The organism is Roseobacter sp. S87 (assembly GCF_055693285.1).
Window position 1 is genome coordinate 2,790,473 of sequence record NZ_JBVFTR010000004.1, and the last position, 20,516, is coordinate 2,810,988.

A 20,516-nucleotide genomic window follows, 5' to 3' on the forward strand; every position below is an offset into this window, starting at 1 on the left:
CGCACAGGACAGATTGCGTTTCAAACGACGGTAGGCAAGCACCACATCACCGGTAAAGCGCGCGGGCCACTGGAAAAGGACAACAGCGTTTTGGAGTCCTCGTCCCACAGGTGCAGGCGCGCGTTGGCGATGCTGTCGCGGATCGTCATGCGGTTGCCTTCCGCCAGTGCGCTGTGGTCCCGCAGGACCTCCGGCAAACGGTAAAACGGGATGCGGCTATAGAGGTGATGCACGTGGTGGATGCCGATATTGGCCGTCAGCCACTGCAGCACCGATGGCATCACATAATGCGAACTGCCGTGCAGCGCTGCTTCGTGCAGCTGCCAGTCGTCGTCCGTCTCCCAGTGCGTGGTCTCAAACTGGTGCTGCACGTAAAACAGCCAGACCCCGGCGGTCGCGGCCAGCAGCGTCGTGGGCAGAAAGATCAGCAGCACAGGCATCAGCCCGCCAAACCAGATGATCACCGCCAGACCTGCGAAAATTCCGGCATTCGTGCACATCGCACTCAGCCAGTATCTGCCCTTGGCCATGAACCCCAGTGGCAGCCGGTTCTGGAACAGAAAGAGATACCCCGGCCCCAGCCCGAACAGCACGATCGGATGCCGGTACAGCCGGTAGAGCAACCGGTTCCACGGCGACAGCGCTGCATATTCCGCGACCGTGAGCGTATGGATATCCCCCATGCCCCGCCGGCCCAGATTGCCCGACGAATTGTGGTGGATGGAATGCGACCGCCGCCAGACATCATAGGGCGTCAGCGTCAGCACCCCGATCACCCGCCCGAGCCAGTCGCTCACGTTGCGGCTGCGGAAAAACGCGCCATGACCACAGTCGTGCTGGATAGCAAAGAGCCGCAGCAGGAACGCCGCATTGAACAGCGCAATCGCAAAGGTCAGCCAGTAGCTGTACGACAGCGACCACCAGGCGAGCGTCCACAGCAGGACAAACGGCCCGATGGTCAGCGCCAGCTCAGTCCAGCTGCGCAGATGGCTCGGTTCGCGGTATTCGGCGAGGATACGGACCCAGTCCTTTGCCTCCCGGACATCGGTTGGCATCTCAGAAACGCTCGGGAGATCGGACATGTGCCTGCAATTCTTGGTTCTGTTGCTATCGTCCATAAACGATCCGGGCATTTGCGCAAGTGCCTCGACCTGCCACGCTCTGCCGCGCCGCGCCCTGCGGATCACGGATTGCCCCCCGCCCACCTGCCGGTATCAGAGGGCAACACCAACATCCGCACCAGGAGCATCCCATGGCCGCTTATCAGTATGTCTATCACATGTCCGGCGTCTCAAAGACCTACCCGGGTGGCAAAAAATGCTTTGAAAACATCAACCTGAACTTCCTGCCCGGCGTGAAAATCGGCGTTGTGGGCGTGAACGGCGCGGGTAAGTCCACGCTTATGAAAATCATGGCCGGGCTCGATACCGAATTCCAGGGCGAAGCCTGGCACGCCGAAGGCGCCACTGTGGGCTATCTGCCGCAGGAACCACAGCTCGATCCGAACCTCTCTGTGCGCGAAAATGTGATGCTGGCCGTGGCGGATAAAAAGGCGATCCTGGACCGCTACAACGAACTGGCGATGAATTACTCCGACGAGACCGCGGATGAAATGGCGCAGCTGCAGGACCAGATCGACGCCGAAAACCTCTGGGATCTCGACAGCCAGATCGACGTCTCGCTCGAAGCCCTGCGCTGCCCGCCGGACGATGCCGATGTCACGCAGCTCTCGGGCGGTGAGGCCCGCCGCGTAGCACTCTGCAAACTGCTGATCGAAGCGCCTGACATGCTGCTGCTCGACGAACCCACCAACCACCTGGACGCAGAAACCATCGCCTGGCTGCAACAGCACCTCATCGACTACAAGGGCACGATCCTGATCGTCACCCACGACCGCTACTTCCTCGATGACATCACCGGCTGGATCCTCGAACTCGACCGCGGCCGCGGCATTCCTTACGAAGGCAACTACTCCGCCTGGCTCGAACAGAAGGCCAAGCGCCTCGAACAGGAAGCCCGCGAGGACAAGTCCCGCCAGAAAACGCTCGAACGCGAACTGGAATGGATGCGCCAGGGCGCCAAGGCCCGCCAGGCCAAATCCAAGGCCCGGATCAACGCCTACAACGAACTCGCCGACCAGTCCGAACGCGAAAAACTCACCCGCGCGCAGATCGTCATTCCCACCGGCCAGCGCCTGGGCTCCAAGGTGATCGACGTCTCCGGCCTGCAGAAAGCCATGGGCGACAAACTCCTCGTCGAAGGGCTCGACTTCTCGCTGCCCCCCGGTGGCATCGTCGGCGTGATCGGCCCCAACGGCGCGGGTAAATCCACGCTCTTCAAAATGCTCACCGGCCAGGAAAAGCCCGACGCGGGCACCATCGAAATGGGCGACACCGTCGATCTATCCTATGTCGACCAGTCCCGCGATGATCTGGGTGCCGATGAAACCGTGTGGGAAGCCATCTCGGGCGGGGCCGAACTCATTCAGCTCGGTGACGCCGAGGTCAACTCCCGCGCCTATTGCTCGTCCTTCAACTTCAAGGGCGGCGACCAGCAGAAAAAGGTCGGCCTCCTCTCAGGCGGTGAACGCAACCGCGTGCACATGGCGCGCCTGCTGAAATCGGGCGGCAACGTGCTGCTGCTTGATGAGCCGACCAACGATCTGGACGTCGAAACCCTGCGCGCGCTGGAAGACGCCCTGGTGGACTTCGCCGGTTGCGCCGTGGTCATCAGCCACGACCGCTTTTTCCTGGATAGGATTTGTACCCACATCCTGGCCTTCGAAGGCGAAGCGCACGTTGAGTGGTTCGAGGGCAACTTCGAGGATTATGAGGAGGATAAGAAGCGGCGGTTGGGGGACGTCGAGCCGACCCGGATGAAGCATAAGAAGTTTGTGCGGTGACACTTCCCAACGAAATCACTGAGTTTACTGGGTGTGTTATAACCGGACCAAGTCGCGCAACCGTTACAGGTGATCAATTCGTAGAATGGTATAAACACCATTTGTCAGAAACCAACAGCACGGAGCTTATTGACAGAATGCTTGCATGTGTGCGAGCGAAATCCCTCAAAGCTACGGCATCGGCGGTTTGCAGAGGCAGTGCTCCATCTGTGAAAAGACTGGCGATTACGCCGAATTGTTGGATAGCGAACGCCAGCTACAATGAAACTGACCCGGTCACTGTCAGAATGAAGCAGCAGGCTGCCGAGTCCGGAACAACGGCTGCGCCTTCATACGCGAGCGCGCCAAATTTGCGAATCGCTATCGAGTACGAGTCGCCCTGGATTCAAAAACCTTTTCCGGACGCGTGGGCTTTCGGAGGACCATTTGAAGACGAAATCACTTCAAGACTGCGAAGCATCGTTCTGCTAACGAATATTTTGCCCGGTTGTGCCGCTTCTGAGGCTTACATAGAACACACTACATCGTTTGATGAGCCGTTTTTCACCACTGGTAGCTCGTTTAGCTACCGTGAAGACACCTCAGCGCTCGGCGCGCTCGGCGCTGCCAACTTGTACCAAAATGGGCCGATCGATAGTCATGTTGGCATGCTTGCTTCCTTATCTGACTTTTTGGAAAAGCTGCCGCAAAAAGAAAAAGCCAGTATTTTGTCTGGTTGCGGATACGTAGAAAAAGCAAAATTCAGCAAAAGTTGGGAAGAAAAATTTCTGAACCTTGCGATTGCTGCAGAAATTCTTTTTCTACGCGGTGTTGGTTCAACTGGCCAGTTAAGTATGACGTTTCGATTGCGTGCGGCATACCTTCTCGGCCGATCTTTCGAGAAACGTCAGAACATTTTCCGAAAGCTGGGTAAGTTCTATAGCTATCGAAGCAAGATAGCTCATGAGGGACGTTCCAAAGCGTTGCGCGAAAAACTGGATGCGTTAAGCCCGCCTGCGGGGCAGATGTATTTTAATGAATATGTTACCTTGATTGAACATGGGTATCGAATGATCATTGCACATGGTTATCCGGACCATCAAGAATGGGAAGAAATGATACTCGGAAATTCGGATCTGTTGACAAAGTATCATTCGCAACGATAGCCGAAGAAAATTCCGCGAGCGTAACGCACAGCTCGTTCAGAGTGTTCAAGTACCCGACTAAAAACACTACCGCCAACGGCCAATTCAACAATCCGGGTACTCTCCCGGCTTTGACAGTATTGACCTCCCCGCCGCCTGTTGTGCAAACGGCTGGCACGCGTCCGCCCGCCCGTCGCGCGTTTTCCGCGCGCCAGTATACGGCTCACCTTTGGTGAGACGCGGGCGCGTTCCGCACCCACCCGGGCGGACGCTCAGTCCTTTGACCTGAGGCGCCCAGCCCCTTCAATACTCAACCCCCTCGCCCCATCCCGGGCGCCGCCCCGTCTCCTGCTCTTCGGCCAGGACCCGTCCGCGCCGGTTGGCCAGGGCGGTATCCTCTTCCATCAGCCCCGCCATTTTCAGCGCAAGCCAGGTGTTCAGGATGCGGTTGATGCGCAGCTGATAGCCTTTGCCCATCGCGCGGAACATCTTTGCCACCGACTGATCGAGATAGAGCGAGACCTTCACCTTAGGCTCATAGCAGTCGATGTCCGCCTCGATCATGTGCCAGGCCTCGGGCACCTCTTCGCGCAGCCGCGCCAGCGGCAGCTCATCCGCATCCGCGCGCCACAGGTGATAGATCAGCCGCTGGCGGGCGAGCTTTTCGGATTTTGTCATACTGGCCATGGTGCGGGCTCCTGTCAGATCGTGGTGCGCGCCTGACCCCGGGGGCCCATTGTCCCCCGATGCGACCGGATGCCGGGGCCGGGGCAGGTCAGCGCGGCGCGTATCCTGCCGCACCGGTCTTACGATCTCCTGACCGCACCGCGCGCAGCGCACCGACGTTATACCGACGTTAAACCGACGTGATACCGATGGCCCCGGAACGGGTTCAGATCACCGCGCCCGCCCACAGGCCGATCCCGAAAACCGTATGCGCAATCAGGCCCAGCGCCCTTGCTTTCATGGGGTTCGGCGTTTTCGATGCCGCGACGCCCACGCCCAGCCCGGGCTGCAGCAGAAACCACCCGAACCCCAGCATCAGGATCGAGAACACCCATGCCGGCAGCAACGTCGGTGCCGCCAGCCAGGCGGGCCCCATGATCAGCGCCAGCGCCACGCCATACACCACGCCAACGACGTAGTGAAACGCCCAGCCCAGCGGCTTTTCACCCGCAATTTCACCCGCGGCCCCGATGTCATCGTGGAACACGACACCCCGCGGAATATGCGCCACCCAGCGTCCCACCATGCCCCAGTTGGTCGCGGGAATACCCGCCACGCGGGCCAGCAAAAGCGCCCAGAGGTCCAGCGCCAGAGTCGCTACCAGCCCCATGAGCACGCCGGTCATCAGTGTCTCCTGCACGCGTTTTCTCCTGTCGATCCCCGCGGGGACACTGCCATCTCCGCGGGTCGGAGGCCACCCCCGATGCCTCTTGATTTATGCGCCGTTGCGGCCCAGTCTGAGGTATGATTACACGACGCCTCTTTCTCGCCGCAGCACCGTTCGCTCTTGCCGCCTGTGCCTCACAGGGCATACCGGCGGGCGCACGCACAACCGTCATCATGGTCCGGCACGCAGACCGCGCAGGAGAAGTCCTGAACAGCACAGGCCTTGCCCGCGCAGCCGCAATGCCGGCACTGCTCGAAGACTACCCGCTTGATGCGATCTACAGCCCGGATATTGCGCGCAACCTGGAAACGGCCGCCCCGCTGTCCGAAGCAACGGGCCTCGATGTCACGATCGTGCCCAAGGAACTGGCCGCAGCACGGATGACACGTGACTTCCCCGAAGGCACGGTGATCTGGATCGGCAACAAGGGCAACCTGCGCAGCATCTGGGACGAACTGGGCGGCCCGGGGTCGGCCCCGCAGGAATACGGCGAGGTGGCTGTGCTGGAACTGCTGGACAATGGCGCGCGCCGCGTGACCCGGCTGGACCTGCAAGCGGGGTAGGACCAGGGGGAACTGCTGCGGCCTTTCCCCCTGACGAAAACACCGCCTCCCCCATACATACCATCACAGTGAAGCGCTCCGGATCTGTCCGCACGGCGGGCACCCCGGAGCAGGCTCACCGCTGGATGTAAAGGGGTTTCGGACATGATGCGTTCTGTTTTGTTTGCTGCGGCTGTCACAGCCATGGCCTCGGCCGCCGGGGCCGCAACCATCGTTATGAACGGTGATTTTGAGACCGTTGACGGGCGTACAGGCGTCACAGTCGGCGGGTCCGACGGCGATGCGCTCAACAGCCTGAACGGCAACACCGGCCGCGCTTCCTGGGATGTCTACGACAGCCTGCCGGGCGGCTGGGCCAACGCCCCTCAGCAGGGCAACGGGATCGAGGTGCATTCTGACCGCACCCTGCGGGGTGTGACTGCACATTCCGGTTCCCACTATATCGAGCTCGACAGCGAACGGGGTGCCGGGAAGGGCTCCAACAGCAACATGTCGCAGGAAATCGCGCTGACGGCGGGCACATGGGACCTGACCTTCTGGTACATGAAGCGCCCCGGCCGTTCCAGCCAGGACAGCAACCGGATCGCCGTCAGCCTCTGGGATACGCTGCCCGGCGGCACACCGCTGTTTGACGAGCTTCTGGTGCACCCCAGCACGCTCAGCGGCCGCGTTGAGAACGGCTGGACAGAGATCGTGCACCGCTTTTCGGTGAGCGAAGACCACGACAATGCGCTGCTGTTGTTCAGCGCCCGTGGCCGCGCGGACGAACAGGGCGGGCTGATTGACACCGTTTCCGTTTCGGCCGTGCCCCTGCCTGCAGGTATTCTGTTGCTGGTGAGCGGACTGGTTGGCCTAGGTGTCATGCGGCGCCTGCGCAAAGGCTGACCTGCGGGGCCGCTGGCAAAAAAACGGGCCGGCACAAAGACCGGCCCGCCAGATAATCAGTCGGGCGCAGGAAGAGGTACGCGCGACTGCCGTCGGTCTGTCCCCTTTTTGCGTCACCAGGCACAAAAAGCCGGAATACGGGAGTATTCGCATCCATGGACACCAACAGTTAACCACGATCCAGCCGCAGCTTCTGTGACCTGGGTCACATATGCTTCGAATTTTACCGAATGGCGCGGCCGCCAGCGCGTTGTTTTCTAACAAACTCCCTGCCGCCGGCCCGACACAGCGGCGCCACGCGGCCGCTTTGTGACGATCCGGCCGGAAACCTGCCACATTTCCGCCACAGGCCAACAGTCCCCTGTGCACTCTTTTCAACAAGTATCGCAGGTGGTTTATGGCGACGATGGCTGCTCTTTTAGGTGGCGTATTTGGCTTCTTTTCCTTCGCCGGAATGCTGCTCTTTTCGGACGCCGGGTTCATCGCCGCGCTGTCGATGTATCTGATGGTCGGGATCGGCACCACGACATCCCTGATCTGCCTTGGCATGGTCGCATCACGCTTCGGTTCGTCCCGAGCGGAACCCCGGGTCCAGCCCGTGCGCATGCCCGCCGGAAACTCCCGCGGCATCCCCGCAGAATAACCGGCAACCTGCCTGCCTGAAAAAGAGAAACGCCGCAGACCGCTGCGGCGTTTTCTGTATTCACCCTGTGGCGGCGTTCAGAGCAGAACGCGCCAGACCAGAAGGCTCGGGACCAGCATGGCAAACAGGATGCAGAACATCTTTGCCCCCTGGCTGATCCGGCCGAAAGCACCATCACCAAGCGCGCCTTCGCCATAATTCATCGCACTGGAAATCACCGCATAGCCACGTGCAGACCGGCGGACCTGCTGCGCCCGGATGGATTCCACAGCCTGATCATAGATACGTGCCTGACGCTCTTTTTCGGTCAACTGGCTCTCCAGATTTTCCATATTGCTCATAATCTTCCTCAAACTCCCTTGGCTGCGAGTCCAGATGGGGTCAGATTGCTTAAAGTCCAGTGCAAAAGACGCAAAAAAGGCCGGCACAAAGGCCGGCCTTCCGCAGAATTCAGCTCAGACTGCTCAGTTCAGCGCTTTGTCGGTGATCGCGTGTGTCCAGGCACCCTCGGGCGCTTTGGAAATCACCGGGTCCGACCCGCCGGACAGCAGCGAGGCCACCGTGCGCTCATAGTCTGCCGGGTCCAGCGTGCCGTTGCTGCCCGCTGTCAGTTTGGCAATCTCGCCCATCATGCGCTTCTGGTGCTTTTCGGTCTGTGCACCGCTGGCATCGTTGTCGAGCACAATCTCTGCCGCCTCATCCGGGTTCGCCTCGGCGTATTTCCAGCCTTTCATCGAAGCACGCACAAAGCGAACCATCTTGTCCTCAAAGGCCGGATCGGCGAGGTTTTCCTCCAGCGCGTAAAGACCATCTTCCAGCGTCGCAACACCCTGATCCTCATACTTGAAAACGGTCAGGTCATCGGGTGTAAGACCCGCATCAATCACCTGCCAGTATTCGTTGTAGGTCATGGTCGACACACAGGCCGCCTGCCCCTGCAGCAGCGGATCAACGTTGAAGCCCTGCTTGAGGACCGTCACACCATTATCGCTGCCATCGGTCGGAATTTCGAGCTTGCTCATCCAGCTCAGGAACGGGAATTCGTTGCCAAAGAACCAGACCCCCAGCGTCTTGCCCGCGAAATCCTCCGTGCTCGTAACACCGGCATCCTTGCGGCAGGTCAGCATCATGCCCGAGGATTTGAAAGGCTGCGCGATGTTGACCATGCCGAGGCCCTTTTCGCGCGCGGCCAGTGCGGCCGGCATCCATTCCACGGTTACATCAGCACCGCCACCGGCCAGCACCTGCGTGGGCGCAATATCCGGCCCGCCAGGCTTGATGGTGACGTTCAGGTCTTCTTCTTCGTAAAAGCCCTTGTCCAGCGCCACATAATATCCGGCGAACTGCGCCTGGGTGACCCACTTGAGCTGCAGCGTCAGATCATCAGCCGCCTGAGCCGCAGCGCCCCAGAGCCCCAGCGCCGCTGCTGCGGTAATGCTTGTTATGGTTTTCATCATACTCTCCTTTGTTGGTCGTTTTGTTTTTGGTTTTGTCAGTGTCGCTGGGACGGATGCCAGAACGTCACAACGCGCTCCGTCAGCGCAATAATGCCATAAAACGCCGATCCGGCAATCGCCGCGACCACAATCTCCGCCCACACCAGATCAAGCGCAAGCTGACCCACGGACGTAGATATCCGGAACCCCATCCCACGAATGGGAGAGCCGAAAAATTCAGCAACAATAGCGCCGATCAGCGCCAGCGTGCTCGCGATTTTCAGCCCGTTGAAGATAAACGGCATGGCCGCCGGCAGGCGCAGTTTCAGCAGCGTGGTCCAGTAGCCCGCCGCATAGGTGCGCATCAGATCACGCTGCATGGGCGAACTGTCGCTCAGCCCCTGAACGGCGTTCACCAGCATCGGGAAGAACACCATCACAACGACCACCGCCGCCTTGGACTGCCAGTCGAACCCGAACCACATCACCAGAATGGGCGCCATCCCGATCACCGGCAGTGCGGCCACAAAGTTGCCCACCGGCAGCAGGCCGCGCCGCAGAAAATCAAAGCGGTCCACCAGGATCGCCATCAGAAACGCGGAGCCACAGCCGATGACATACCCGCTCAACGCGCCCTTGATCACTGTCTGGACGAAGTCCTCCCACAGGATCGCGGTTGAGGCCGCAAAGGTCGTTGCAATCGCCGTCGGGGCCGGCAGCAACACCGGACTGATACCGAACCCGCGCACGATACCTTCCCAGATCGCGATCAGCGTCAGCCCGAACAGGAACGGCACTGCGAGGGACGTGGCCCGCGTGCGGGGCAGAGCCGCCAGCCGCGTGTTCGCCCACCAGCCAAGTGCCCAGGCGCCAAAGGCAAAGACCAGCCAGCCCATTACGCCATCCCCATGCGGCGCAGTGTGACCCGCTGGATGAGCCCGATGATCCCCACCAGCAGCGCCGCCAGTGCCGCCGCCATCAGCAGCGCCGACCAGATCTGGATCGTCTGCCCGTAGTAGCTGCCCGCCAGCAGCCGCGCGCCCAGCCCCGCCACAGCGCCGGTCGGCAGCTCACCCACAATCGCACCCACCAGAGAAGCCGCCATGGCAATCTTCAGCGAGGTGAAAAGGTACGGCATCGAAGAGGGCAGCCGCAGCCGCCAGAACGTCTGAGACGCGCTCGCATTCCACGTGCGCATCTGATCCAGCTGCATTGCATCCGGACTGCGCAGACCCTTCACCATGCCCACAACCACCGGGAAGAACGACAGATACATCGAAATCATCGCCTTGGGCAGCAGCCCCGAAATTCCAACCGCGTTCAGCACCACAATGATCATCGGTGCAATCGCCAGAATGGGAATCGTCTGACTGGCAATCACCCAGGGCATGACGCTCATATCCATCGTGCGGTTGTAAACAATGCCCACCGCCAGCGCGATCCCCAGCGCGGTGCCCAGACCAAACCCCAGCAGCGTCGCACTCAGCGTCACCCAGGAATGATAGATCAGCGACCGCTTGGACGTGATCTTCTTCTCCACCGTGGTTTTCCAGATTTCCGCGCCCACCTGGTGCGGCGCGGGCAGCTTCGGCTTTTCCTGGCTCCAGGTGTCCGCCACCAGCGTCTGCGTGGTCAGCACCTCGCCCGACCGTGTCGCCTTGTCATAGGCCCAGGGCGCATTCAGCCAGACCGCCGCGACATACCAGATCAGGAAAATGCCCGTGACAACCGTCAGAACCGGGAAGAAACTACGCACGAACCGCCCTCCGCTTCCAAAACCAGAATGCCATGAAAAGAGCTGCGGCCAATGTGGCTGCCATCATCCACATCGTTACCCTCGCATCTGAGCACTGATTTGCTTCCCACTCCAGACAACCCCTGAACCAATAGTCGCTCCCTGCTGCCGCGAACACGAGCGCTGCCAAAGCTGCGAGCAACAGAAGAAGAATTATCGCGACAAGCCTCACCGCATGCCTCACCGCACAGCCCTCCGCTTCTTCTGGCCAGAAATATCCCCCCGGAGGGCCGGCCTGCCACAAACACCCCGTCAGTCATCAATATGCCCCGCGCGCAACCCTTCACGCACCCGATGCGCCACTTCCAGAAACGCCGGCGTGTCGCGGATATCCAGCGGCCGTTCTTTCGGCAGCGGGCTCTCAATCACATCCGTGATCCGCCCCGGACGCGGGCTCATCACCACGATCTTCGTGCTCAGATAGACCGCCTCCGGGATCGAATGGGTCACAAAGGCAATGGTCTTTTCGGTGCGCGCCCACAGATGCAGCAACTGCTCATTCAGATGATCCCGCACGATCTCATCCAGCGCACCAAAGGGCTCATCCATCAGCAGAATATCCGCATCAAAGGCCAGCGCGCGAGCGATCGACGCCCGCTGCTGCATACCGCCCGACAGCTGCCAGGGGAACTTCTTCTCAAAGCCGGACAGCTCCACCAGATCCAGAACCCGCGCCACCCGCGCATCCATATCCGCCCGGTCATACCCCATGATCTCCAGCGGCAGCCGGATGTTCCCGCCAATGGTCCGCCACGGGTAGAGCCCCGCGGCCTGAAACACATAGCCATAGGCCCGCGCCATACGCGCCTCTTCGGGCGAGACACCATTGACGGTGATCGCCCCGCCCGTGGGGTGCTCCAGATCCGCCATACAGCGCAGAAAGGTCGTCTTGCCACAGCCCGACGGCCCGATGAAACTGACAAACTCGCCCTTGCCAATCTCCAGACTGACGTCTTTCAGCGCATGCACCGGCCCGTCATTGGTCCGAAACGTCAGATCCAGATGACTGGCACTGATTACACTGGTCATAACGTTTTCCCACCTGATGACAGCTTCGGCTCCCGACGCATGGCACCTGCAGCTGTGGGTATTCCCTTGTCGCGCCGTATGCCGTCGGACGGCCTTTCAAAGATCACAATGTACCCGGTCGATATTGTCCACAATCCCAACGTGACGATGAGCAACAGCAGCCGCAGGATCCACACAATCAGGTTCCGGCTTTCAGGCACAATTTCGGCCACATTCCAACCTTCGGCATTGTGAACCGAAACAACCTTTTCCAGTCGTCCGAACTCGCTGCCTGCAACAGCACCGATTATGCCACCGGTAAAGCTTACCCGCGCCAGACGGTTTTCTTTGGTGAGCTCCATTTCTGCCCTCAGATCCCCGCCGGGATGTTCAGCGGATCGCGATGGATCATCTTCGGCGCATTCAGCTCTTTCCACTTGCTCAGCGCCTTGGACGCCGACGAGAACGCCGGCCGCGGAATGAACCGCCCGCGCCCCGGGTTGGGCTGCGAATTCTGCCCCCAGGCCCAGATCACTTCGCCGCGGTTCAGCGTGTACCGGCTCTGCGCCTTCACCTCGAACCCTTCAAACACATTGTAATCCAGCACCGAATGGTGGTTCGCGGGGCTGATCGTCTTGGTGATCTTGGGATCCCATACCACGATATCCGCATCCGCGCCTTCCACCAGCGCACCCTTGCGTGGATAGATGTTCAGGATCTTCGCCACATTGGTCGAAGTCGCCGCGACAAACTCATTGGGGGTCAGACGCCCGGTCTCGACCCCTTCGGTCCACAGCACCGCCAGACGCTCCTCCAGCCCGTTGGACCCGTTGGGGATAATCCGGAAATCGTCGCGGCCTGCACGCTTCTGCTCTGTATTAAAGGCTGCGTGGTCTGTTGCCACCACCTGCAGCGATCCCGCCTGCAACCCGGCCCAAAGCGAGATCCTGATGGTCCTTGCTGCGGAACGGCGGCGACATCACGCGGCGTGCGGCATGGTCCCAGTCCTTGTTGAAATACTCGCTTTCATCCAGCGTCAGGAACTGAATGAGCGGCTCACCATAAACCCGCATCCCCTTCTGACGCGCGCGCCGGATCGCCTCATGCGCCTGCTCGCAGGACACATGCACAATATAAAGCGGCGTGCCCGCGGCATCGGCGATCGTGATGGCCCTGTTGGCCGCCTCACCTTCAACCTCCGGCGGACGCGAATAGGCATGGCCCTCCGGTCCGGTGATCCCCTCGTTGAAATACTTCTCCTGCAGGGCCGCAACCAGATCACCGTTCTCCGCATGCACCATCGGCAGCGCACCCAGCTCCGCACAGCGCTGGAAAGAGGCGAACATCTCATCATCCTCCACCATCAGCGCGCCTTTGTAGGCCATGAAATGCTTGAAGGAATTCACGCCCATATCCACGGCGTCCTTCATCTCTTCAAAGACATTCTCATTCCAGCCAGTGATCGCCATGTGATAGCCGACATCGGAACAGATCTGCGGCGCCGACTTGCGGTGCCACTCGTTGATCGCGTTCCTGATCGACCCGTCAGCCCCAGGCAGACAGAAATCCACAACCATCGTCGTGCCGCCCGCAGCCGCAGCCCAGGTACCACTCTCAAAGGTCTCCGCCGCCGTGGTCCCCATGAACGGCATCTCCAGATGCGTATGCGGGTCAATCCCGCCCGGGATCACATAGGCGCCTTCCGCATCAATATATTCATCACCCGACAGATTCTCGCCGATCTGTGCGATGGTCTCGCCCTCGATCAGAACATCCGCTTCCCACGTCCGGTCCGCCGTGCAGACCAGCCCGCCTTTGATCACCTTGCTCATCACATCTCTCCCATCTCAGCGGCCAGTTTCTTCTGGCCTGTAAATATCCCGGGTGAGGCCGCAGGCCGAGGGCAGAGCCCTCCTCAAACCGACGAAAAACACCCCAGTGCAGACCCATGCACACCAATATCCAGCGGCCCGAAATCGCTTTCGACAACCAGCGCAAAATACCCGGCCACCGGCAGATAGACGACCCGGTAATCACCGTCTCCCCGCGTGACCGACCAGCATTTCTGCGTCAGACCGCCGGAAAAGTTCACCGTAACCTCTTTCGGTGGCCGCAGCACACGGCGCATTTCGCCGGCAACCCTTTGCAGCACCACATCGCTGCTTGCTTCAGCCTCCGCCAGCTCCGCCATAATCAGCGCCGTGATCCGCTCAGCCACCGACAGGCCGGCGTCAATCACCCGACGATCTCCGCCGTTTCCACCACAGCATGCAGCAGAACATCCGCCCCCGCCATAGCCCATTCCTTCGAAATCTCTTCCGCCTCATTGTGGCTCAGACCATCAACACAGGGGCACATGACCATCGCCGTGGGGGCCACGCGGTTTATCCAGCAGGCATCATGCCCCGCGCCCGAAATCAGGTTCATGTGACTGTACCCCAGCCGCTCGGCGGCATTGCGCACTGCCGTCACACAGCCCTCGTCAAAGGCCACGGGGTCAAATCCGCCGACCTTCTCAAAAGCGACCTCCAGCCCCATCTCATCACAGATTTTCTGCGCCTCGACCCGCAGCCGGGCTTCCATATCCTCGATCACGCTCAGTTCCGGTGAGCGGAAGTCGACGGTAAAGACCACCTTCCCCGGGATCACATTGCGCGAGTTCGGATAGACATCGATATGACCTGCCGCGCCCACCGCATGAGGTTTGTGCGACCAGGCGATCTCGTCCACCTTGTCCAGGATTCGTGCCATGCCGAGCCCGGCGTTCCTGCGCATCGGCATCGGGGTCGAGCCGGTGTGGCTGTCCTTGCCCGTGACCGTCACCTGCGTCCAGGACAGCCCCTGACCGTGGGTCACGACACCGATGTCCTTGCCCTCGACCTCCAGGATCGGTCCCTGTTCGATGTGCAGCTCAAAGAAGGCGTGCATCTTCCGCGCGCCCACCTCTTCCTCTCCGCGCCAGCCGATGCGTTTCAGTTCATCCCCGAACGTCTTGCCCTCTGCATCCTCGCGTGCATAGGCCCAGTCCTGCGTGTGGATACCCGCAAACACGCCCGACGACAGCATCGCGGGCGCATACCGCGTGCCTTCTTCGTTGGTGAAATTCGTCACCACAATCGGATGCTTCGTGCGGATGTTCAGATCGTTCAGCGTGCGGATGATCTCCAGCCCGCCCAGAACGCCGAGGATGCCGTCATATTTGCCCCCCGTGGGCTGCGTATCCAGATGGCTGCCCACATAGACCGGCAGCGCATCAGGATCAGCGCCCTCGCGCATGGCAAACATATTGCCCATCTGATCAAGCCCCATGGTACAGCCCGCCGCCTCGCACCAGCGCTGGAACAGCGCACGACCTTCACCATCCTCGTCCGTCAGGGTCTGGCGGTTGTTACCACCGGCCACGCCCGGTCCGATCTGCGCCATGTCCATCAGGCTGTCCCAGAGCCTGTCGGGGTTGATCTTGAGGTTCTGACCTGGCGCCTGCATGGCTGGATCCTTCCTGAGGGTTGTTCTGGCCGGCAACAAATTTTACCATTTGGTAAAGGCACGATTGCGGCTGGGATGGATCAAGTCAAGACTTCCTTTCGGCCAGCGATGCTGTGATGCTGAAGACAGCGGGTCAGCTGCACTTTTTTGCGGCGTCCCCGGACAGGGAGGACGCATTGGGCGGGACCACAGAGAAAAAGACAAGCCGCATTCAGATGCGCAACAGACGCCGTATTCTGGATGCAGCACTCGATGTATTTTCGCAGCACGGCTATCGCGGCGCGACGCTGGATCAGATCGCCGAGAGCGCGGGGTTAAGCAAGCCGAACATTCTTTACTATTTCGAGGGTAAGGAAGAGATCCATATCACCCTGCTGAACCAGTTAATGGAAACATGGCTTGATCCTTTGGTAACTCTTGATCCTGCCGGTGATCCGCTTGACGAAATCCTGAACTACGTGCACCGCAAGCTCGATATGGCGCATGAATTCCCCCGCGAAAGCCGCCTCTTTGCCGGTGAGATCCTGCAGGGGGCCCCCCGCATGGCACCGCATCTGCAGGCCGGTCTGCAGCCCCTTTTCGACGAAAAATGCGCTGTTATCGGGGCCTGGATGGACGCGGGCCACCTGACCCGTGTTGACCCGAGGCACCTGATTTTTTCGATCTGGGCCACGACGCAGCACTACGCGGATTTTGCAGCTCAGGTGCAGGTGCTGTTGCGCGACGACCCGGCATCGCAGTCCGGCGCACAGGAATACCTCACCGCGCTGTTTACCAGACTGCTCAAACCCTGACGGATATTAACCAACATTTCACATGACCGGCGTTCATTAACTTCTCCGTAGTGTTTACTCCCGTTTAATGATTTGCGGTGGAGGCATCGAGTAAATGCGATGATCGGAGTATGAAATGACAGCAGTTTCACTGATTAATCCCTATGCGCCGCAGCCCGCACCGGGGCCTGGCCCGGAGGGTGCAGGTGCGCTCGCATCGGCACAGCCCGTGTCGCAGTCCGGCGCCGGGCGTGAGACCGGCACATCGTCGGACCAGGCCGGATATGGTGCAGGCAACAGCAGCGGTACGGGGGTGCTTATCTGGAATCCCTGCTGGCGCGCCAGCGGGATGAAAACCAGACGTCAGACGCCACACCGGAATCGGTTGTGGAGGCGCAGACCAGCACGGATGCAGCGGCCGAGTTCCTCGAACGCCAGTGCCCGCCAGCAGGCAGAGGCACGCGCCGCTGAGGAGGCCCGCGCGGCCGACCGTGCAGCAGCACGCGCCGCCGAGGCAAAGGAAGAGGCGGCAGCAGCTGCCGAGCCGGAGTACGTCATGCCGAACCCGCTGCCGACCGCGCCCATTCTGGAACGCGACGAGCCCTGATCCGCTGTTTACTCGGCTGCGTTCGCCGCCGGGTTATTCGGATGTGTTGTCCAGTTGGCATAGTCTTCCTGAACCGTCTGTCCTGTTCTGGGATCGACGGCGCCGGGCGTCATAGCCTCCATGGTGATACAGTCTTCAACCGGGCAGACATTGACGCAGAGGTTGCATGCCACGCATTCCTCGTCGATGACGCTGAACGTGCGGTCGTCTGACATCGCAATCGCCTGGTGCGAGGTATCCTCGCAGGCCGCAAAACAGCGGCCACAGGAAATGCACAGATCCTGATTGATCTTCGCCTTGGCGATGTAATTCAGGTTGAGGTACTGCCAATCGGTCACGTTCGGCACCGCGCGCCCGACAAGATCACCAATCGATGCCATACCTTTGCTGTCGAGGTATTCGCTCAGGCCGGAAATCATCTCTTCGACGATTTTGAACCCATAGGTCATCGCCGCCGTGCAGACCTGCACGTTGCCCGCGCCCAGCGTCATGAACTCTGCCGCGTCGCGCCAGGTCGTGACCCCGCCAATGCCCGAAATCGGCAGCCCCTGCAGCCCTGGGTCACGCGCAATTTCCGACACCATGGACATGGCAATCGGTTTCACCGCGGGGCCGCAATAGCCGCCATGGGACCCCTTGCCGTCAATCGACGGCTCCGGCGACATCGTGTCCAGGTTCACTGAGGTGATCGAGTTGATCGTGTTGATCAGGCTGACCGCATCGGCACCGCCGGCTTTGGCCGCCGCCGCCGGTTTTCGGATGTCCGTGATGTTCGGCGTCAGTTTCACGATCACCGGCTTTGAATAGTACTGCTTGCACCAGCGGGTGACCATTTCGATGTACTCAGGCACCTGACCCACAGCGGCCCCCATGCCCCGTTCGCTCATCCCGTGCGGGCAGCCGAAGTTCAGCTCGATCCCGTCGGCGCCGGTCTCCTCGACCAGCGGCAGGATCGCCTTCCGTGCCCCTTCCTCGCAGGGCACCATCAGCGATACGATGATCGCGCGGTCCGGGTAATCCGCCTTGACCCGTTTGATCTCCTCCAGGTTGGTATAGAGATCCCGGTCGGTGATCAGTTCGATGTTGTTGAGCCCCAGCAGCCGCCGGTCTGCCCCGTAAACCGCGCCATAGCGCGGGCCGTTCACGTTGACCACGGGCGGGCCTTCGGAGCCCAGTGTTTTCCAGACAACGCCACCCCATCCGGCCTCAAAGGCCCGGCGCACGTTGTATTCCTTGTCCGTTGGCGGGGCAGATGCCAGCCAGAACGGGTTGGGGGATTTGATCCCGATAAAATCGCTTGTCAGATCAGCCATGTTCTTCCTCCGTCAGCCGGGCGCTCAGGCCATCAGTTTTGCATGAATATCCATCGCGGCATCGCGGCCTTCGGCCACCGCCGTCACGGTCAGGTCGTCGCCACCGGCGGCGCAGTCGCCCCCGGCCCAGACACCATCCACTGATGTCCTTCCCTGCGCGTCGACGCCGATCTTGCGACCATCGAGTTCCGGCAGCCCATCGCCCTGCAACGTCTGACCGATCGCGCGGAACACCTGGTCTGCGGCGAGGCGCAGCGTCTCGCCAGTGGGCGACATCGAATCGTCGACGTAATCGAATTCGATCTCCCGCACGGCACCATTGCCGTGGATGGCTTTTGGCACCGCATGGGTGACGATCCGCACACCCTTACTGGCGGCCAGATCCTGTTCAAAAACGCTGGCGTTCATCCGGTCGCGGCCACGACGATAGACCAGCGTCACATTCAGTGCGCCCAGCAGCTTCGCCTGCACCGCTGCATCCACAGCCGTCATACCGCCGCCGATCACAACCACATCCCGGCCCACCGGAACGTCCGCCACATCAGAGGCCTGCCGCAGATCCGCGATAAAATCCACCGCATCCAGCACGCCGTCTTTGCCATCGCCATCCAGACCCAGCGCGTTAACGCCCCCAAGCCCCATGCCAAGGAACACCGCATCATAATCCGCACGCAGCTGATCAAGCGCTATATCCTTACCCAGCGCCTGCCCGGTGCGGATTTCGATCCCGCCGATCTGCAGCAGCCAGTCCACCTCGGCCTGTGCGAACCCGTCCACCGTTTTATAGGTTGCGATCCCGTATTCATTCAGGCCGCCCGCACGCGGGCGCGCATCGAAGACGACCACGTCATGACCATGCATCGCCAGCCGGTGCGCACAGGACAGACCTGCTGGCCCCGCTCCCACCACGGCCACTGTTTTACCAGTGACCGCAGCACGGGAGAAAGGATGCACCCCCTGGCCCTGCAGGTGGTCGGTTGCATATCGCTGTAGCTGCCCGATCAGTACCGGCTTGCCCTCGGCCGCCTCACGCACACAGGCCTCTTCGCAGAGCTGTTCCGTGGGACAGACACGTGCGCACATGCCGCCCATGATGTTCTGGCTGAGAATGGTTTTCGCCGCAGCGTCCGGCGTGCCGGTGGCAATCTGGCGGATAAAGAGCGGAATATCGATGTCCGTCGGACAGGCCGTGATGCAGGGCGCATCATGGCAGAAATAGCACCGGTCCGCGGCGACCAGCGCCTCGTGCGGATCAAGGGACGGATGCAGATCCGAAAACCCGGTGTCATAATCCGCGGCATCAAGTCGACCGGCGACGATACCTGGCGTGAAAGCGTTCTGTGGCATAAACGATCCCTGCTGAGCTGTCTTTGGAAAACGCTCTCACGGATTCATTTTTTTATCAACTGGTAAAAATATTTTAAGGCCGGCTTGCCTGAAAGATGACTGTTTTTCAGGCAATGCCCGGTGCGCGGGAAATCGCCTGGCGCCTTCTGAATGAGGCAGTTACATTAATTTCACTTGATTTTATTGCCTCAGACGCAGATATGGGGATCGCGACGAGAAAAATTTTCGACCACTGCTCCCTACGGCTCAGTTCTTCGATCTTATTCTACCGGGCCACGCTGCCGCATTCCGCGGGCAGGCACATTAAGGGAGACACGGAACATGGCTACTGGCACCGTGAAATGGTTTAACTCTACAAAAGGCTACGGCTTCATCGCACCCGATGGTGGTGGCAAAGACGTATTCGTTCACATCTCTGCTGTTGAGCGCGCAGGCCTGACCGGTCTGGCGGACAACCAGAAAGTGACATTCGACGTCGAAGCGGGCCGTGACGGCCGCGAAAGCGCCGGAAACCTCGCACTGGCCTGAACCGCCTCTGCATGAACACGACAGGACGGGCGCCGCATGCGCCCGTTTTTTTATGCGCCGCCGCCAGCTGCTTTTTCGGCAAGCTCCATCACGGCGGGCCCCATCGCGTCCACGATACGCGCGACCCCTTCGGCGTTGGGGTGAATGCCATCAGGCTGCATAAATTGCTGCACAGAGGCGGGATCACCGCCCTCTACGGACAGGCCTTGGAAAAATGCAGGGAAATACAACGTACCGCGCGCTGCTGCCAGGTCCGGATAGATCGCGTCAAACGCCCTTTTGTAGGCGGGGCCGAAGTTTCCCGGCGCCTGCATCCCCACCAGCAGCACCGACACGCCCGCATCATCCGCCGCCGCCAGGATACCATCCAGATTGGCGCGGCTGACCGCCGGATCGACGCCGCGCAGCAGATCATTACCTCCCAGTGCCACGATCATACCATCCACTTCCGGCGTAAGTGTCCAGGCCGCGCGGGAGAGACCGCCCGCCGTTGTATCGCCCGAAACGCCTGCGTTGATCAGGCGGACCTCGGCACCCTGCGCGTCGATCCAGCGTTGCAGCTGGGGTACGAAACCATCCGCCTCAGCCAATCCATACCCTTGCGTCAGGCTGTCTCCCAGCGCCGCAATCACGACCTCTTCGGCCTGCACGCCGCCCGCCCAGAGCGCTGCAATCAGCACCAGTATCTTGCGCATCCTGATCCAGTCTCCATA

At 60.6% G+C, this 20,516-nt stretch carries 22 protein-coding genes and 1 pseudogene; 8 read left to right on the forward strand and 15 right to left on the reverse strand.

Annotated features, from left to right (window positions below):
* Positions 1 to 20: 20 nt before the first annotated feature.
* Positions 21 to 1,082 (reverse strand): fatty acid desaturase, encoded by a 1,062-nt coding sequence (locus tag ACZ1HA_RS14670; protein ID WP_472714402.1) that lies wholly within the window; start codon positions 1,080 to 1,082, stop codon positions 21 to 23.
* A 170-nt stretch (positions 1,083 to 1,252) separates the two neighbouring features.
* Between ACZ1HA_RS14670 and ettA the strand changes: the two genes are divergently transcribed.
* Both ettA and ACZ1HA_RS14680 read left to right on the forward strand, forming a co-directional pair.
* Entirely contained in the window at positions 1,253 to 2,902 is a 1,650-nt protein-coding gene (ettA, locus tag ACZ1HA_RS14675; protein ID WP_472714403.1) for an energy-dependent translational throttle protein EttA, read from the forward strand.
* Positions 2,899 to 4,047, forward strand: coding sequence for a hypothetical protein (locus ACZ1HA_RS14680; protein WP_472714404.1), 1,149 nt, complete (start codon positions 2,899 to 2,901; stop codon positions 4,045 to 4,047). The genes ettA and ACZ1HA_RS14680 overlap by 4 nt, the downstream gene beginning before the upstream one ends.
* Positions 4,048 to 4,329: 282 nt before the next feature.
* On the opposite strand, the gene ACZ1HA_RS14685 is transcribed toward ACZ1HA_RS14680, so the two are convergent.
* Positions 4,330 to 4,713 carry a BrnA antitoxin family protein gene (locus ACZ1HA_RS14685; RefSeq protein ID WP_472714405.1) on the reverse strand — a complete coding sequence of 128 codons (384 nt, stop codon included), beginning with the start codon at positions 4,711 to 4,713 and terminating at the stop codon, positions 4,330 to 4,332.
* A gap of 205 nt (positions 4,714 to 4,918) precedes the next feature.
* On the reverse strand, positions 4,919 to 5,392 hold the full coding sequence (locus tag ACZ1HA_RS14690) for a DUF2938 family protein (RefSeq protein ID WP_472714406.1): 474 nt from the start codon (positions 5,390 to 5,392) through the stop codon (positions 4,919 to 4,921).
* Between the two features lie 104 nt (positions 5,393 to 5,496).
* On the opposite strand from ACZ1HA_RS14690, the gene ACZ1HA_RS14695 reads away from it, so the two are divergent.
* From ACZ1HA_RS14695 to ACZ1HA_RS14705, 3 genes are all read left to right on the forward strand, one after another.
* The gene (locus ACZ1HA_RS14695) at positions 5,497 to 5,982 is read left to right on the forward strand and encodes a histidine phosphatase family protein (protein ID WP_472714407.1); all 486 of its coding nucleotides are present in this window, start codon (positions 5,497 to 5,499) and stop codon (positions 5,980 to 5,982) included.
* A 144-nt stretch (positions 5,983 to 6,126) separates the two neighbouring features.
* Positions 6,127 to 6,867, forward strand: coding sequence for a VPLPA-CTERM sorting domain-containing protein (locus ACZ1HA_RS14700; protein ID WP_472714408.1), 741 nt, complete (start codon positions 6,127 to 6,129; stop codon positions 6,865 to 6,867).
* Positions 6,868 to 7,264: 397 nt separating this feature from the next.
* Positions 7,265 to 7,510, forward strand: a complete 246-nt coding sequence (locus tag ACZ1HA_RS14705; RefSeq protein ID WP_472714409.1) for a hypothetical protein — start codon at positions 7,265 to 7,267, stop codon at positions 7,508 to 7,510.
* A 77-nt stretch (positions 7,511 to 7,587) separates the two neighbouring features.
* On the opposite strand, the gene ACZ1HA_RS14710 is transcribed toward ACZ1HA_RS14705, so the two are convergent.
* The 9 genes and pseudogenes from ACZ1HA_RS14710 to ACZ1HA_RS14750 form a co-directional block, all read right to left on the reverse strand.
* On the reverse strand, positions 7,588 to 7,851 hold the full coding sequence (locus ACZ1HA_RS14710) for a hypothetical protein (protein ID WP_472714410.1): 264 nt from the start codon (positions 7,849 to 7,851) through the stop codon (positions 7,588 to 7,590).
* Positions 7,852 to 7,974: 123 nt separating this feature from the next.
* A complete protein-coding gene (locus ACZ1HA_RS14715) occupies positions 7,975 to 8,964 on the reverse strand; it encodes an ABC transporter substrate-binding protein (RefSeq protein WP_375229863.1) in 990 nt (329 codons plus the stop codon).
* Between the two features lie 38 nt (positions 8,965 to 9,002).
* The gene (locus ACZ1HA_RS14720; protein WP_436398585.1) at positions 9,003 to 9,842 is read right to left on the reverse strand and encodes an ABC transporter permease; all 840 of its coding nucleotides are present in this window, start codon (positions 9,840 to 9,842) and stop codon (positions 9,003 to 9,005) included.
* Positions 9,842 to 10,702: an ABC transporter permease gene (locus ACZ1HA_RS14725; protein ID WP_472714411.1), complete on the reverse strand. Its 861-nt coding sequence runs from the start codon at positions 10,700 to 10,702 to the stop codon at positions 9,842 to 9,844. Before ACZ1HA_RS14725 ends, ACZ1HA_RS14720 begins: the two co-directional genes overlap by 1 nt.
* 291 nt (positions 10,703 to 10,993) lie before the next feature.
* Positions 10,994 to 11,770 carry an ABC transporter ATP-binding protein gene (locus tag ACZ1HA_RS14730; RefSeq protein WP_375229861.1) on the reverse strand — a complete coding sequence of 259 codons (777 nt, stop codon included), beginning with the start codon at positions 11,768 to 11,770 and terminating at the stop codon, positions 10,994 to 10,996.
* Entirely contained in the window at positions 11,767 to 12,111 is a 345-nt protein-coding gene (locus ACZ1HA_RS14735) for a hypothetical protein (RefSeq protein ID WP_375229860.1), read from the reverse strand. The genes ACZ1HA_RS14730 and ACZ1HA_RS14735 overlap by 4 nt, the downstream gene beginning before the upstream one ends.
* Positions 12,112 to 12,119: 8 nt before the next feature.
* Positions 12,120 to 13,581: pseudogene (gene hydA, locus ACZ1HA_RS14740) on the reverse strand (dihydropyrimidinase).
* An 83-nt stretch (positions 13,582 to 13,664) separates the two neighbouring features.
* Complete coding sequence (locus ACZ1HA_RS14745; protein ID WP_472714412.1) at positions 13,665 to 13,988, reverse strand: hypothetical protein; 324 nt, start codon at positions 13,986 to 13,988, stop codon at positions 13,665 to 13,667.
* Positions 13,985 to 15,235, reverse strand: coding sequence for a Zn-dependent hydrolase (locus ACZ1HA_RS14750; protein WP_472714413.1), 1,251 nt, complete (start codon positions 15,233 to 15,235; stop codon positions 13,985 to 13,987). Before ACZ1HA_RS14750 ends, ACZ1HA_RS14745 begins: the two co-directional genes overlap by 4 nt.
* Positions 15,236 to 15,450: 215 nt before the next feature.
* On the opposite strand from ACZ1HA_RS14750, the gene ACZ1HA_RS14755 reads away from it, so the two are divergent.
* Both ACZ1HA_RS14755 and ACZ1HA_RS14760 read left to right on the forward strand, forming a co-directional pair.
* Positions 15,451 to 16,029 (forward strand): TetR family transcriptional regulator C-terminal domain-containing protein, encoded by a 579-nt coding sequence (locus ACZ1HA_RS14755; protein WP_472715335.1) that lies wholly within the window; start codon positions 15,451 to 15,453, stop codon positions 16,027 to 16,029.
* A gap of 115 nt (positions 16,030 to 16,144) precedes the next feature.
* On the forward strand, positions 16,145 to 16,615 hold the full coding sequence (locus ACZ1HA_RS14760) for a hypothetical protein (protein WP_472714414.1): 471 nt from the start codon (positions 16,145 to 16,147) through the stop codon (positions 16,613 to 16,615).
* 8 nt (positions 16,616 to 16,623) lie between these two features.
* On the opposite strand, the gene preA is transcribed toward ACZ1HA_RS14760, so the two are convergent.
* Together preA and ACZ1HA_RS14770 are read right to left on the reverse strand one after the other, a co-directional pair.
* Complete coding sequence (preA, locus tag ACZ1HA_RS14765) at positions 16,624 to 17,928, reverse strand: NAD-dependent dihydropyrimidine dehydrogenase subunit PreA (RefSeq protein ID WP_472714415.1); 1,305 nt, start codon at positions 17,926 to 17,928, stop codon at positions 16,624 to 16,626.
* 24 nt (positions 17,929 to 17,952) lie between these two features.
* Positions 17,953 to 19,275: an NAD(P)-dependent oxidoreductase gene (locus tag ACZ1HA_RS14770; protein ID WP_472714416.1), complete on the reverse strand. Its 1,323-nt coding sequence runs from the start codon at positions 19,273 to 19,275 to the stop codon at positions 17,953 to 17,955.
* A gap of 321 nt (positions 19,276 to 19,596) precedes the next feature.
* On the opposite strand from ACZ1HA_RS14770, the gene ACZ1HA_RS14775 reads away from it, so the two are divergent.
* A complete protein-coding gene (locus ACZ1HA_RS14775) occupies positions 19,597 to 19,803 on the forward strand; it encodes a cold-shock protein (RefSeq protein ID WP_375229853.1) in 207 nt (68 codons plus the stop codon).
* Positions 19,804 to 19,853: 50 nt separating this feature from the next.
* Here the strand turns inward: ACZ1HA_RS14775 and ACZ1HA_RS14780 are convergent, their stop codons facing one another.
* Positions 19,854 to 20,498 (reverse strand): arylesterase, encoded by a 645-nt coding sequence (locus tag ACZ1HA_RS14780; RefSeq protein WP_472714417.1) that lies wholly within the window; start codon positions 20,496 to 20,498, stop codon positions 19,854 to 19,856.
* Positions 20,499 to 20,516: the final 18 nt, after the last annotated feature.

What these genes read in the sequence shown, in the direction of transcription:
- ACZ1HA_RS14670 (WP_472714402.1), bottom strand. Translation starts at nt 1,082, where the DNA reads ATGTCCGATCTCCCGAGCGTTTCTGAGATGCCAACCGATGTCCGGGAG.
- ettA (WP_472714403.1), top strand. Translation starts at nt 1,253, where the DNA reads ATGGCCGCTTATCAGTATGTCTATCACATGTCCGGCGTCTCAAAGACC.
- ACZ1HA_RS14685 (WP_472714405.1), bottom strand. Translation starts at nt 4,713, where the DNA reads ATGGCCAGTATGACAAAATCCGAAAAGCTCGCCCGCCAGCGGCTGATC.
- ACZ1HA_RS14695 (WP_472714407.1), top strand. Translation starts at nt 5,497, where the DNA reads ATGATTACACGACGCCTCTTTCTCGCCGCAGCACCGTTCGCTCTTGCC.
- ACZ1HA_RS14700 (WP_472714408.1), top strand. Translation starts at nt 6,127, where the DNA reads ATGATGCGTTCTGTTTTGTTTGCTGCGGCTGTCACAGCCATGGCCTCG.
- ACZ1HA_RS14705 (WP_472714409.1), top strand. Translation starts at nt 7,265, where the DNA reads ATGGCGACGATGGCTGCTCTTTTAGGTGGCGTATTTGGCTTCTTTTCC.
- ACZ1HA_RS14710 (WP_472714410.1), bottom strand. Translation starts at nt 7,851, where the DNA reads ATGAGCAATATGGAAAATCTGGAGAGCCAGTTGACCGAAAAAGAGCGT.
- ACZ1HA_RS14715 (WP_375229863.1), bottom strand. Translation starts at nt 8,964, where the DNA reads ATGAAAACCATAACAAGCATTACCGCAGCAGCGGCGCTGGGGCTCTGG.
- ACZ1HA_RS14720 (WP_436398585.1), bottom strand. Translation starts at nt 9,842, where the DNA reads ATGGGCTGGCTGGTCTTTGCCTTTGGCGCCTGGGCACTTGGCTGGTGG.
- ACZ1HA_RS14730 (WP_375229861.1), bottom strand. Translation starts at nt 11,770, where the DNA reads ATGACCAGTGTAATCAGTGCCAGTCATCTGGATCTGACGTTTCGGACC.
- ACZ1HA_RS14735 (WP_375229860.1), bottom strand. Translation starts at nt 12,111, where the DNA reads ATGGAGCTCACCAAAGAAAACCGTCTGGCGCGGGTAAGCTTTACCGGT.
- ACZ1HA_RS14750 (WP_472714413.1), bottom strand. Translation starts at nt 15,235, where the DNA reads ATGCAGGCGCCAGGTCAGAACCTCAAGATCAACCCCGACAGGCTCTGG.
- ACZ1HA_RS14755 (WP_472715335.1), top strand. Translation starts at nt 15,451, where the DNA reads ATGCGCAACAGACGCCGTATTCTGGATGCAGCACTCGATGTATTTTCG.
- ACZ1HA_RS14760 (WP_472714414.1), top strand. Translation starts at nt 16,145, where the DNA reads ATGACAGCAGTTTCACTGATTAATCCCTATGCGCCGCAGCCCGCACCG.
- preA (WP_472714415.1), bottom strand. Translation starts at nt 17,928, where the DNA reads ATGGCTGATCTGACAAGCGATTTTATCGGGATCAAATCCCCCAACCCG.
- ACZ1HA_RS14770 (WP_472714416.1), bottom strand. Translation starts at nt 19,275, where the DNA reads ATGCCACAGAACGCTTTCACGCCAGGTATCGTCGCCGGTCGACTTGAT.
- ACZ1HA_RS14775 (WP_375229853.1), top strand. Translation starts at nt 19,597, where the DNA reads ATGGCTACTGGCACCGTGAAATGGTTTAACTCTACAAAAGGCTACGGC.
- ACZ1HA_RS14780 (WP_472714417.1), bottom strand. Translation starts at nt 20,498, where the DNA reads ATGCGCAAGATACTGGTGCTGATTGCAGCGCTCTGGGCGGGCGGCGTG.